A 12,476-nucleotide genomic window follows, 5' to 3' on the forward strand; every position below is an offset into this window, starting at 1 on the left:
CACCCTCCCCGCCCCGCACCCCTCGCCAGGAGGCCCGCCGATGACCCGCGTCCTCGTCGTCAACGCGTTCGAACGCGGCAACCGCGGCGACGCCGCCCTGCTCAGCGTCCTGCTCGACCAGATCCGCCGCGCACTGCCCGGCGCGCGGATCGCGATCGCCGGGTTCGAGCACCCCGCGCGGTGGCCGGAGTTCGAGGGCGTGCCCAACCTCGGTTCGTTCCGCCGCTACTCGGGCGAGGAGAACATCCCCCGGCACCGGCGGATCCTGCGCAAACTGAGCCTGTTGCCCGTCGTCGTCCTCGCGGTCCTCGCCGCCGCCCGGCTTCCGCGCCGGCCGCTGCTCGCCGTCGCCCGGCTGCTGCCCGCCGAGCCTCGCCGCGAACTGCACGCCCTCGTGAACGCCGACCTCGTCGTCTCCCTCGGCGGTGGTTACCTCAACGGACGCCCGAACTTCGCTTCCGACCTGAACATCCTCTTCCTGCTGCTGCCGCTGTGGCTCGCCGAGCGGTTCGGCGTCCGGGTCGTGACCGGTCCGCAGTCCTTCGGCCCGTTCCCGCGCCTCGTCCAGCGCGTGCTGGTCCGCCACGTCCTGGGCCGCGCCGACGCGGTCCTCGTCCGCGAGGACATCAGCTGGGACCGGCTCACCGAAATCGGGCTGCCGTCGCGTCTGCTCACTAGGAGCGTCGACAGCGCGTTCGCCTTCGAAACCCGCTCCGACCGCGATTGGCGGACCGTTCTCGGCATCCCCGCCGACGCCCGGATCGCCATGGTCACCGCCCGCCAGTGGCTCGACGAGGCCGGGCAGAACCGGTACGAACACGCCCTGACCGCGGGCATCCGCCACCTGCTCGGGCGCGGCTACCACGTCGTCCTGGTCCCCCAAGTGACGTGCGCATTCCAGGGCGACGACGACCGCAGGGTCAACACCCGCCTCGCCGCCGGCCTCGACCACCCCCGGCTGCGCGTCCTCGGCGACGACACCTTCGACCACCGCGACGCCCGCGCCCTCTACGCCGAGGCCGACCTCGTGGTCGGCACCCGCTTCCACTCCGTCATCTTCGCCCTCACCGCGCACGTCCCGTGCCTCGCGGTCGAGTACGAGCACAAAACCGCGGGCATCATGCGCGACCTCGGGCTGGAACAGTGGGTCGTCGGCATCGGCGAGATCCGGGACACCACGTTGCCCACGCTCCTCGACAGCCTCATCGGCCACCGCGAGGACTACCGGCGGCACCTGCGGGAAGTACTCCCCCCTTACGCGCGCCGGGCCCGCGACCTGAGCCCCCTGCTCCATGCCGCCTGACCCGGGTCAGCCCTTCCTCAGCCACCTGAACCGCCGGCAGCCGCACCGTCCGCAGTCGGTGCCGCCGCGCAAATGCCGGTGCTCGCTGCGGTCGTGGCCGCACGCGCGGCACCGCGCCGCCGCCCACGGCATCCGGATCCCGGACATCCTGCGCCTCCTCGAATTCCCCCATGTCCCCGGACACACACCATCACATCCGCGCGCGCCGGGCCAACCGGACCAATGAGGACAGGAGCCTCCGTGAGCCGAGAACGAACCGTCGTCTTCGTGACGCCGTACTACCCGCCGGACGTCGGCGGTGTGCAAACCTACGTGCGCAGCCTCGCCGCCGCGCTGCGGGAAGTCCCCGGATGGCGGCCCGTCGTCATCACCGCCAGCACCCGCGCCTTCTCCGGCGACGGCTTCCCGGTCTACCGGCTCCCCGCGCTCGCCAAACTCTCCAACACCCCGCTCGACCCGCGCTGGCCGATGCAGATCCGCCGCATCCTGCGCACCGAACAGGCCGATTACCTGAACGTGCACACCCCAGTGCCCGGGTTGGCCGACGCCGCGACGATGGTCGCCGGACGCACCCCCGTCGTCGTGACCTATCACGCTGCCGCCCTGGCCAAGGACGGTCACCCGGTCTTCAACACCGTCGCCCGCGCCTATGCCGGCGCCGAGGGCTTCATGCTCCGGCGGGCGAACCTGATCCTTGGCGTGTCCGAGTACGTCGCCGACGGTTTCCGTCCCCGCTACGGCGGCAAAGTGGGGGTACTGGAGAACGCGATCGCCCCCGGAGCATTAGCCGATTTCGCCGTGGCAGGCCGCCCTTACACCGCCGCTTTCCTGGCCCGCCTCGCCCCGGCCCACGCGTGGAAGGGCCTGGATCAACTCCTGTATGCCCTGCGCATCCACCTCGCCCGATCCGCGCCTAGCGCCCGTCTCCTGGTGATCGGCGACGGAGCCGCGCGTCCCGGATACGAAGCCCTCGCCCGGAAACTCGGGATCGCGGACCACGTCGCCTTCGCCGGGAACCTCGGCGGCGACGCGAAATTCCGGGCCCTGCGCAGCGCCAGATCGCTCGTGCTGTGCCCGACCAGCCCGAACGACGCCTTCCCGACGGTCCTGCTCGAAGCGTGGGCGAGCCGGGTGCCCGTCATCGCCACCGCGGTCGGCCCGCTCGCCGCGCTGGTGCACGACGGGGTCAACGGGCTGCTTGCCGCGCCGCGTTCTCCCGAAGCGCTGGCCGAACAGTTGCGCCGCCTGGAGAGCAGTCCGGCTTTGGCGGAGACGATCCAGGAAAACGCTTATGAGCTTGTGCGCAGCCGGTATACGTGGAGTCATCGGGTCGCGGAGTTCGTTCAGCAGCTGACAGCGGTTGATCGGCGCGGCGCTCCCGCCTCGCAGTGAAAGCAGCGGCCGAAGACCGGTCAGGGCTGAGGCTGGGGGCGAGCCTGGAGAGCGCCCAGCAAGTGTTGCGCGGCACCCCGGTGCTGCCGCGCGCGGGCCTCTAGTTCCTCAATGGTGATCGTGCCGTCGTTGTTCGTGTCGAGTCCCTTGTTTTTCGCGTAAGCCCTCTTCAGTTTTTCGTCCGCGTCGTCGGCCGCCGCGATGACACCCCCGCGGTCCTTCGCGGAACCCATCGTCGACGGCAGGAACATGAACTGGTAGATGCGGCCCGCGCTGGTGAAGGCGCCCTTTCCGGGCAACAGGAACTTTCGGACGTATTCCATCTGCTCAGTGGCCGAAAGCTCGGCGAAATCCCGCCAGCTTCCCGGGTAGCCGAGCCTTTTCAGCGTGTCGGGCATGAACTGGATCAAGCCGACCGCATGCGAATCCGGGTTCACGCCGCCGGGTCCGACGCCTCCTTCGGCCATCATGCAGGACAGCAGGTCGAGCGGGCGGCAGCCCACGTCCCGGCACGCGGATTCCAGCGCGGGCAGGAAACTGTTCTCCACCGTGTGGAAATGAAGCCGGAAATCCAGCCACCTCGGTTTGTCGATCTTGGCCATGTCGTCGTCGGCGACGCTGGCGGGGTCCTCGGTCGCTTTGCTCGCGACCTCGATCAGCGGCCGGACGGAGGCGTATTTCCGGAGTTCGGCGATTTTCCCGTGCGCGCGCATCAGTTTGAGGACGGCGGCGATGTCGCGCATGCTGTAGCCGTTCAGCTCTTCGACCGCCTGTTGAGCTTCGGCCGCCCCCTTCGCGAGCATTCCTTCGAATTTCGCGGCGAGCTGATCGTCGTACTGTTGCTGAGTCGGTTTCCGCTGTTTCGGCGCGGAAGCCTGCTGACGGCGGATCACCGGGACCCGATCCGCCGTCAGCCGTGCGCCGGTTCCCGCCGCGACGGAGGCCGCTTCGTGCTCGGCGCGGTCGTGCGGACCGCCGAGCACCGGGCGCACCGGCTCGGGCAAGCCGGATTGCTGCGCGACGTGGGTCAGCTCGTGCGCGAGGAGGCGGCGGCCCGCAAGGGTTTCCGGGGCGTACTGGCCGGAGCTGAAGACGATGTGGTCGCCCACTGTGTAGGCCTGCGCCGCGAGGGCGTCGGCGGATTCGGCGGCCGCGTGGTCGGTGTGCACCCGCACCCGGCTGAAATCCTGGTCGAAACGCGGCTCCAGCGACGCCCGGATCCGCGGGTCGAGCGATTCACCAGGCTGGCGGAGGACCCCGTCGACCGCTTCGGCGGTCGGCGGTTCGGGGGCAGCCCGGCGTTGCGGACGAGCGTGTTCTGCCATCAAGCGGGTTTAGCAGAAGCACCGTCACCGCGGTGTCACCGATTCGTTGCCGTCGCGGTCGTCTGGACAGGCGAAAGGAGAATTCCGGCGGCAGCTGCGACGACGCGCCGCTGCCTCCGCGCGGATGTCCCTCGCGCCAGCCGCGCGATCGCAGCCAGGACGCTGAACCCACGACCGGTCCGCAGCTTGTCCGGTCTCCGCGATGCGCCTCCGGCTCCCACCGCATGCCGCGTCACGTCCGCCGAACCTCCGCGCGCCCTGCCTGACGCACCAAACCCCCTGCGCCGCTTCACCTCCTCTTCACCTCGCCCCGGCGCCGCAGTTCCCACTTCACCTCGCCCCGGCGCCGCGTCTCCCACCTCACCTCGCCCCCGGCACCGCAGCTCCCACCTCACCTCGCCCCCGGTGCCGCGGCTCCCACCGGATCCCGCCCCCGGGCCGCCTCCCCGGCCGGATTCCGGACCGCTCCCCCGATTCCGGCCCGTTTTCCTTCCCCGCGGGCGAAACCTCCGGTTGCCGTCCCGGTCACCGGCACGACCCCCCGATCGTGGCCGCCCGCGGTCCGCCGTCCGGCGGGCGGTTCTGGGTAGCCTGGCGACGTGGCCGACCCGATCCCCCAAGTCCCCGCCCCCGGCGAGCCCGGATCCGAGAGTCCCGGCGCGGACGAGCCGCCCAGGAAGGGCCGGCGCAAGCGTCCGTTCTGGCAGGAGCTGCCGATCCTGATCGGGATCGCGCTGGTGCTGACGATCCTGATCCAGCAGTTCGTCGCGAAGGTGTTCCTGATCCCGTCGGCGTCGATGGAGACGACGCTGCACGGCTGCGACGGCTGCTTCGGCGACCGGGTCGTCGTCGACCGCGTCATCTACGATTTCACCGACCCCGCCCCCGGCGACGTCATCGTCTTCCGCGGCCCGCGGCCGTGGACCGCGAACGAGATCGCCCCGCAGGAATCGGGCAACGTCTTCACGAAGGCGTTGCGCGGCCTCGGTTCGCTCGTCGGCTTCGCGCCGCCGGACGAGCGCGACTTCGTCAAACGCGTCATCGCCGTCGGCGGGCAGACCGTCCAGTGCTGCGATCCGAAGGGCCGCGTCCTGGTGGACGGCAAACCCCTCGACGAGCCCTACGTCCACTGGCTCGACCAGCCGCCGTCGGTGCGGCAGACCTTCCCTCCGGTCACCGTCCCGAAGGGCAGCCTCTGGGTGATGGGCGACAACCGCGAAAACTCGTGCGACTCCCGCTGCCAGGGCGGCGGCGGGGTGAACGGGACCGTCCCGGTGGACGACGTCATCGGCAAGGCCCGGGTGATCGTCCTGCCGCCGTCGCGGTGGGGCGGCGTCAGCGACCACGACCCGCAGGCCGCGCCCGCCGCGCTGGGAGCGCCCGCGTGGCAACAGGGAATCCCGCTCGGGGCGGGCGCGTTGCTGGCGTTCCCGACGCTGGCCGCCGGGCGGGGGTTGCGGCGGAAGCTCAGCAAGCAGGACTGACCCGCCGGGTCCGGCGAGGACGCCTCAGCGTGGTCCGTGAGGGTCTCTGATTCCCTCAGGGTTCCCCTCACGGACGGCTGCGGGAGCCTAGGTCTGGACCACCGGGCACCGCGCACACCGTCGCCCGGCGATCGCCGGTCACCGCCCGGAACTGGCCGCCCGCACGACGTCCAGCCGGAGATGCCGCGTCAGATCCCCGGTCATCTGCAGCACCGGCGTCCGCTCCGCGAACCGCCACTCGTCCCCGCGCCGGACGAACCGGTCGTCGTAGTGCCCGGCCGCGATGGGCTGCAGCGGAAAGTCCGCCGCCGCTTGGAAAACGGTGAAGTAGCTGTGCGCCGAAGCAGTGTCCTCGTCAGCCGTGATCCGGACGTTCGTCGTCACGTGCCGCGTCCTCGGGGTGCCGTCCGGATGCAGGATGAGGATGTCGCGGAACCAGCTCTCCACGGCCTCCCGCCCGGTCCGGCCGCCGCCGCTGTGCAGAGTTCCTTCGCGGAACAACTCGCCCACTCCGGCCAGATCGCCCGCGTCGACGCACGCCGCGTAGGTCATGATCAGGTCCTGGATCGCCCACCGGGCCGAGTCTGCCGACATCCGGCCAGCATAGGAGTTCCACAGTGGACAGCGGCGGGACAAGAGCGCCGCTCGCGCCCGAAAACTGGCCCCGGACCTGTGACCTGCGGTTCTCCCGTACACCGCCCTCCCGCCGCAGCCCGGCCCGGCGGCGGTGGCATGATGCCCGCACGGTCCCGGCCGATCGGACCGCTCGCCGAGGAGGAAGGTGACGCTTGAGCACGCGCACTACCCAGGTGGACGACCTCCGGCTGGTGGCGCAGCCGAGCGCGGTCCCGTGCACCGAGCTGTTCGTCCGCCTGATCCTGACCGACTGGTCCCTGATGCCGATGCTGGACCAGGTCACGAACGCCGCCGTGCGGCTCGTCGGCGACGTCGTCGACCAGAGCAGCCCGTCCGCGCCCGCTTTCGTGACCGTCCGGCTCCAGCTGCGCGGCGACCGGCTCGTCGTCGAGGTGGACGACGATCTCGTCGCCCCGACACCGCCGCGCGACGAGCGGATCGGCGTGCGCCAAGGAGAACGCGGCGGCCGCACCACGTGGTGCGAACTGGCGCTGCCCGGCGGGATTTCGGCGGGCCAGGTCCGCCTGCCGCGCCGGGGCGACCGGCGCACGCTGGTGGACGAGCCCGTCTCCGGCGAACCGGTCACCGCGGACCCGCAGGTCCTCGAACGGCTGCTCAACCGCCTCAGCACCTGGTCCGAGTAGTCGCCCGGCCCGGCAGCCGGTCACGCCCGGCTGCCGGGCTGGGCGAACGGGCTCGCTGACGCCGCCCGGCCGCAGGACGAACGGCCTGGGAAACCCAGCCTCAGCGGTGCTCGCCCGGACGCCGCCGAAACCGAAGCGCCCCGGCAGCCGAACCAGCCGCCAAACAAAGCACCCAGGCAGCTGTAGTCGCCGCCGAACGAAGTGCCCTGGCAGTCGAACAGGCCGCCGGACGAAGCACCCAGGCAGCCGTAGCAGCCGCCGTCACCCGGCAGAAGCCGCCCAAGCCTGTTCCAGCGCCTGCGCGAAAACCTCCACCGACTGCCCGCCGGAAACCCCGAACCGCCGTCCCAGCACGAAAAACGGCACCCCGCCCGCACCCAGCTCCGCGGCCTCGCGCTCCTCGGCCCGGACCGCGTCCGCGTACCGCGCCGGATCGGCCAGCACCGCTTCCGCCTCCGCGCGCGGCAATCCGGCCTCCTCGGCGACATCGGCCAGCACGTCCGAAGTGAACACCGCCCGGGCCTCGGCGAAATTCGCGCGGAACAACGCCGACACCATCTCGTGCTCCAGCCCCTTCTCGCGCGCCAGGTGCAGCAAACGGTGCGCGTCGAAGGTGTTGCCGATTTCCCGGTCCGTCCGGTAGCCGAGCCCTTCCGCCTCCGCGAGCCCGGCCACCCGCTGCTCCATCTCGCCGGCCTGCGGCCCGTACTTCGCGGTGAGCATGTCCAGCAACGGCTCGGTCCCGGTCTTCCCGGGGTCCAGTTCGAACGACCGGTACGTCACGGTCACCTCGTCCCGGTGCTCGAACCCGGCCAGCGCCTTCTCGAACCGCGCCTTCCCGAGGTAGCACCACGGGCACACGACATCGCTCCAGATCTCCACCTGCATGCCGCCAGCGTAGAACGCGGCCGCGGCCGACTACTTGCCGCCCCGGAAAGAAGTAGCTACATTCCGAGTAGGCAAGTAGTCGAGGAGGGGCTCATGACCGAGGAAGAACGCGCTGCCGAAGCGCTCGCCACCGTCCAGTCCCACCAGGACCGCGCACGCCGCGCCGCGCGGCTGCCCTGGTGGGTCTACCTGCTGGTTTTCCTTGTCACCGCGGGTTTCACCGCGGTGAACGACTTCGCCGGCCTCGACGACGGCAAGTTCGTCGCGGTGCTCGTGCTCGGGCTGCTGGTGATCGCGCTCGCGCTCGGGGCACGGCTGCGCGCCGCCCCGCTCAGCCACGCGCGCGGGGTGCAGCAGCGGCAGGAGTTCGTGCCGTGGGTCTTCGGGGTCGTCGCGGTGCTCGGCGGCGTCGGGGCTTGGCTGATTTCCCGCTACGGCGCCGAAGCGGCCGCCGCTCTCGCCGACGCGGCCGGGCTGCGCGACTACCCGTATACAGTCGCCGGGGTGCTCTTCGGGATCGCGTTCACCCTGCTGTTCGCGCTCTCGCAGGCGCTGCTCGCCGTCGCCCGCCGCCGAGGGGATCGATGACCGCCACACCCCCGCCGGGGCTCGACCGGCTGCTGTCCGACCCCACCCGGCTGGCCATCATGTCCGTGCTGTCCGCTGTGGACTGGTGCGACTTCGCCTTCCTGCGGGACGCCGTCTCGCTCTCGGATTCGGCGCTGTCCAAGCAACTCGCGACGCTCCGCACCGACGGCCACGTCGAGCAGCAGCGGAAATACCTCGGCCGGGTCCCGAAAACGTCCGTCCGCGCCACCGACGACGGGCGGCGAAGATTCCTCGGGCACGTCGAAGCGCTGCAGCACATCGTCGAACGCACGCCGCGCCCCTAAACGCTGGTCTTCACCGGCTCCCGCGCCCCCGTCCGTTCCGCGCCGACACCCGCGGCCACCACGAACGCGATCCCGGCCACCGCGGCGGGATTCGGCACCTGGTGCAGCACGATCAACCCGAGCACCAGCGCGATCGCCGGTTCCAGGCTCATCAGCGTCCCGAACGCCGATGCCGTCAACCGCCGCAACGCCAGCATTTCCAGGCTGAACGGCACCACCGGCACGAGCACCGCGAGGCCGAGCCCGGCGAGCACCAGCGGCCACGACAGCTGGTCGGCCACCGCCGGGGCGTGCACCACGGTGGCGACCAGACCGGCCACCGGCATCGACGCCGCCAGCCCGCGCAGGCCCGACACCTCGTCGCCGACTCGTTGCGTCAGCACGATGTAGGCACCCCAGCAGACCGCTGCCGCGAGCGCGCACCCGAGACCGATCAGGTCGGTCCCGCCCTGCCACGGTTGCGTCAGCAGCACCACTCCGGCCGCCGCCAGCACCGGCCAGACCCGGTTTCCGCCGCGTCCGCGCACGATCGCGACGGTCAGCGGGCCGAGGAATTCCAGTGCGCTCGCCGTGCCCAGCGGCAACCGGGTCGCAGCGACCATGAACAGGATCGTCATCCCGGCCGTGGCGAAGCCGAGCACCACGCACGTCAGCAACGCCGGGCGACGAAACGCCGACGGCCGGGGCCGCACGAGCACCAGAAGCAGTACTCCGGCCCACGCGAGCCGCAGCCACGCGACGCCGGTCGGCCCGATCTGGTTCGCGATGTTGACCGAAACCGCCAGTCCGAGCTGGACGGACAGCATGGCACCAACGGCCAGGGCGACCCCGGCGCGGGGAGTGGAGGGAAGCACGCGGTCCAGGAAAACTCATGGGGACCGTTCGTGTCCACGTGCCAATCCTGGACGTACCGTCCGGATATCCTGAACAATAGGCGGATGGAGACTCGCAGGCTGCAGTTCCTTCTCGAACTGTCGCGGCTCGGCTCGATGCGCGCGGTCGCCGACGTGCTCGAAACCACAACGTCGACCGTCTCGCAGCAGATCTCGGTTCTGGCCAAGGAAACCGGCGTCGCGCTGCTCGAACCGGACGGCCGTCGCGTACGGCTCACTCCCGCCGGGCGGCGGCTCGCCGAGCACGCCGTGACGGTCCTGGCCGCGGTCGAGGCCGCCCGCGTCGATCTCGATCCCGAAGCCGAGCCGGCCGGAACCGTGCGCGTCGCCGGGTTCGGGACCGGGGTGCGCCACGCCGTGCTCCCCGTCGCGGACCTTCTCGCGCAGCGGCATCCGCGGGTCCGCGTGGTGATCAGCGAGCACGAGCCCGCGGAAGCGCTGGCGCAGCTCCGGACCGACGACATCGACCTCGCGCTCACCTACGACTACGACCTCGCACCCTCGACCGCGGATCCCTCACTCGCCGTCCGTCCGCTGTGGGCCGAGCCGTGGGGTCTCGCCGTGCCGACCCCGGAGGCGAACCGGGTGCGGGGCACCGGAGCCCTGGCCGTGGTCGCCGCGTTCCGCGAGCACGACTGGATCGGCAACTCCCGCAACGGCGCGGACGAGACAGTCGTCGGGACGCTGGCGTCCATGGCCGGGTTCTCGCCGCGGTTCACCCACCGCGCGGACAACCTCGACCTGGTGCAGGACCTGATCGCCGCGGGCGGCGGAGTCGGCCTGCTGCCCGAATCGTGGCCGACCCGGCCCGACGTCACCGTCCTGCCGCTGACCGGCCCCGACGTCCGGCTGCGGGCCTTCGCGTGCACCCGGCGCGGGCGGGACGCGTGGCCGCCGCTCGCCCTCGTCCTGGGACTGCTGCCCGGCGACTAGCATGGCGGGCAAAGCGGTTCGAGCACGGAGGAGGCGACATGGCGGAAGAAAAGGCGATTCTGGCCGGCGGGTGTTTCTGGGGCATGGAGGAGCTGTTCCGCCACCAGCCCGGCGTGACCGGCACCCGCGTCGGCTACAGCGGCGGCGACATCCCCCACGCCACCTACCGCAACCACGGCACCCACGCCGAAACCATCGAAGTCACCTACGACCCGGAACAGACCGACTTCCGCGCCCTGCTCGAATTCTTCTTCCAGGTCCACGACCCCAGCACCAAAAACCGCCAAGGCAACGACATCGGCGCCAGCTACCGCTCCGCCATCTTCTACACCACCGACGAACAGAAACAGATCGCCGAAGACACCATCGCCGACGTCGACGCCTCCGGCCTCTGGCCCGGCAAAGTCGTCACCGAAGTCACCCCCGCCGGCGACTTCTGGGAGGCGGAACCCGAGCACCAGGACTACCTGCAGCACTACCCCAACGGGTACACCTGCCACTTCCCGCGCCCCGGCTGGAAACTGCCGAAGCGCGCCTGACGCTCAGCGCGCCATCGCGGCCTCGGCGTCCCGGAACGCCGCCGGGGACAGCTGCCGCCACACGAACGCCGTCCCCAGAAACTGCACCGCCGCCGCCATCACCCACACCCCGCGCAGGCTCCAATGCACCGCCACGGACCCGCCGGCGAGGGCGCCCAACGGAGTCAATCCCCAGGCCAGCGCCCGATGGCTCGTCAGCACCCGGCCGAGCAGCTCCGACGGCGTGAACCGCTGGCGGCTCGACTGCGAGCACACGTTCCAGATCAACGTCGTCCCGGTCAGGAAGATCAGCACCGCGCCGACCAGAACCGGCCACGGGGGCACGATCGCGATCAGCAGCTGGCTCAGCACCGCGCAGGCCTGGGCGATCCGCATCGACGTCGAGTAGCCGAACCGCCGGACGAACCGGTCCACGAAGAACGACGACGCGACCCACCCGACGGCTAGACAGGCCAGCAGCACGCCGTAGCCGAACGGCGCGAGGTGCAGTTCCTTCGTGGCGTAGAGGACGAGCATCGAGTTGCCCGCGGCCGCCGCGAACGACCCCAGCGCGACCGTGACGGTGATCGACCGCAGCAACGGCGTCCCGACCAGATAGCGCAGCCCCGCCGTGACGTCCTTCAGCGGATGCGCGGGCGAGCGCACCGGCTTCGCGGACGGGATCCCGCGCGCGAGCAGCAACGCGACGAGCGCGGCGACGGCCGCCAGCCACGCGGGCAGTCCCGCGCTGATCCCGATCAGCAGCCCGGTCGCGGGCGGCACCACGAACTGGACCATGCCGCGATCGATCACCTGCAGCCGGGAATTGGCCATGTTGAGCTGATCCGGCCCGACGACCTCGGGGACCACCGAGCCCGCCGCGCCGTCGCCGAAGACCTGTGCCGTGGTGAGCACGAAAGCCACCGCCAGCAACGCGGGAAGGCTCAGCGAACCGGTGGAACCCAGCAACGCCAAGGCGAGCGCGGCGACGATCTGCACCGCGTACGCGTAGGCCAGCACGGTCGTCCGCCGGACCCGGTCGATCACCACTCCGGCGAACAGCGAAAGCAGCAGCCACGGCGCCTGCCCGGCGACGTTCACCAACGACACCGCACGCGGATCGGTGGTGATCGAGACGGCTAACAAGGGCAGCGCGGCAAGCAAAAGCCCTTCACAGGTTGAACCGGACACAGCCACCGCTTGCAGGCGGACCCAAGCCGGCCCGCTCCCACCCCACCCCGCCATGTCCGCAAGTGTCCTCCGCGGCGCAACCGGTTTTCCGCAGCACACCGCCGCGCGCTCCCGCCCTCCGGACTCGCTCGCCGAACAAAACCGCGCCGGTTATCACGCGGGCGCGGGCCACGCTTTCCCTTGCGCGTCAACCGGAATCCGGTCTCCCGGCCGGATCGCGGGACAGCGGTTCACCTGCTGGGACGGGCTTCAGCGAACCGCCGTGAACGGTTGAGCTGGAGGCATCCGATCCGTCCCCGCTGGAGGAACTCCGTGCCCCGCCACACCCCGCACAGACCCGGCCGTCCTGCCCGCGCGCGGTCCCGTTTCGCTCTCG

At 71.1% G+C, this 12,476-nt stretch carries 13 protein-coding genes; 8 read left to right on the forward strand and 5 right to left on the reverse strand.

The features are described 5' to 3' along the window. The first annotated feature begins 40 nt into the window (after nucleotides 1-40). Entirely contained in the window at nucleotides 41-1,303 is a 1,263-nt protein-coding gene (locus ACZ7SW_RS08710; protein ID WP_470229775.1) for a polysaccharide pyruvyl transferase family protein, read from the forward strand. A 240-nt stretch (nucleotides 1,304-1,543) separates the two neighbouring features. Beyond that, the gene (locus tag ACZ7SW_RS08715; RefSeq protein WP_470229776.1) at nucleotides 1,544-2,695 is read left to right on the forward strand and encodes a glycosyltransferase family 4 protein; all 1,152 of its coding nucleotides are present in this window, start codon (nucleotides 1,544-1,546) and stop codon (nucleotides 2,693-2,695) included. Between the two features lie 20 nt (nucleotides 2,696-2,715). Here ACZ7SW_RS08715 and ACZ7SW_RS08720 read toward each other — a convergent pair whose 3' ends face one another. Beyond that, nucleotides 2,716-4,020 (reverse strand): eCIS core domain-containing protein, encoded by a 1,305-nt coding sequence (locus tag ACZ7SW_RS08720; protein ID WP_470229777.1) that lies wholly within the window; start codon nucleotides 4,018-4,020, stop codon nucleotides 2,716-2,718. A 599-nt stretch (nucleotides 4,021-4,619) separates the two neighbouring features. On the opposite strand from ACZ7SW_RS08720, the gene lepB reads away from it, so the two are divergent. Then, nucleotides 4,620-5,504, forward strand: a complete 885-nt coding sequence (lepB, locus tag ACZ7SW_RS08725) for a signal peptidase I (RefSeq protein WP_470229778.1) — start codon at nucleotides 4,620-4,622, stop codon at nucleotides 5,502-5,504. 138 nt (nucleotides 5,505-5,642) lie between these two features. On the opposite strand, the gene ACZ7SW_RS08730 is transcribed toward lepB, so the two are convergent. Beyond that, nucleotides 5,643-6,098: a nuclear transport factor 2 family protein gene (locus tag ACZ7SW_RS08730; RefSeq protein ID WP_470229779.1), complete on the reverse strand. Its 456-nt coding sequence runs from the start codon at nucleotides 6,096-6,098 to the stop codon at nucleotides 5,643-5,645. A gap of 194 nt (nucleotides 6,099-6,292) precedes the next feature. Here ACZ7SW_RS08730 and ACZ7SW_RS08735 point away from each other — a divergent pair, with 194 nt between their 5' ends. Beyond that, complete coding sequence (locus tag ACZ7SW_RS08735) at nucleotides 6,293-6,784, forward strand: ATP-binding protein (RefSeq protein ID WP_470229780.1); 492 nt, start codon at nucleotides 6,293-6,295, stop codon at nucleotides 6,782-6,784. 261 nt (nucleotides 6,785-7,045) lie between these two features. Here the strand turns inward: ACZ7SW_RS08735 and ACZ7SW_RS08740 are convergent, their stop codons facing one another. Continuing rightward, entirely contained in the window at nucleotides 7,046-7,672 is a 627-nt protein-coding gene (locus ACZ7SW_RS08740) for a DsbA family oxidoreductase (RefSeq protein ID WP_470229781.1), read from the reverse strand. Between the two features lie 93 nt (nucleotides 7,673-7,765). Here ACZ7SW_RS08740 and ACZ7SW_RS08745 point away from each other — a divergent pair, with 93 nt between their 5' ends. Beyond that, nucleotides 7,766-8,260, forward strand: coding sequence for a hypothetical protein (locus tag ACZ7SW_RS08745; protein ID WP_470229782.1), 495 nt, complete (start codon nucleotides 7,766-7,768; stop codon nucleotides 8,258-8,260). Then, entirely contained in the window at nucleotides 8,257-8,565 is a 309-nt protein-coding gene (locus tag ACZ7SW_RS08750; protein ID WP_470229783.1) for a winged helix-turn-helix domain-containing protein, read from the forward strand. The genes ACZ7SW_RS08745 and ACZ7SW_RS08750 overlap by 4 nt, the downstream gene beginning before the upstream one ends. Here the strand turns inward: ACZ7SW_RS08750 and ACZ7SW_RS08755 are convergent. Continuing rightward, entirely contained in the window at nucleotides 8,562-9,419 is an 858-nt protein-coding gene (locus tag ACZ7SW_RS08755; RefSeq protein WP_470229784.1) for an EamA family transporter, read from the reverse strand. The two genes, ACZ7SW_RS08750 and ACZ7SW_RS08755, sit on opposite strands and share 4 nt — an antisense overlap. Before the next feature lie 84 nt (nucleotides 9,420-9,503). Here ACZ7SW_RS08755 and ACZ7SW_RS08760 point away from each other — a divergent pair, with 84 nt between their 5' ends. Further along, entirely contained in the window at nucleotides 9,504-10,391 is an 888-nt protein-coding gene (locus ACZ7SW_RS08760; protein WP_470229785.1) for a LysR family transcriptional regulator, read from the forward strand. A gap of 38 nt (nucleotides 10,392-10,429) precedes the next feature. Further along, on the forward strand, nucleotides 10,430-10,930 hold the full coding sequence (msrA, locus tag ACZ7SW_RS08765) for a peptide-methionine (S)-S-oxide reductase MsrA (RefSeq protein WP_470229786.1): 501 nt from the start codon (nucleotides 10,430-10,432) through the stop codon (nucleotides 10,928-10,930). Nucleotides 10,931-10,933: 3 nt separating this feature from the next. Here the strand turns inward: msrA and ACZ7SW_RS08770 are convergent, their stop codons facing one another. Then, nucleotides 10,934-12,154, reverse strand: a complete 1,221-nt coding sequence (locus ACZ7SW_RS08770) for an MFS transporter (protein WP_470229787.1) — start codon at nucleotides 12,152-12,154, stop codon at nucleotides 10,934-10,936. Nucleotides 12,155-12,476 lie beyond the last annotated feature (322 nt).

Source organism: Amycolatopsis sp. NPDC114484, from assembly GCF_055633755.1.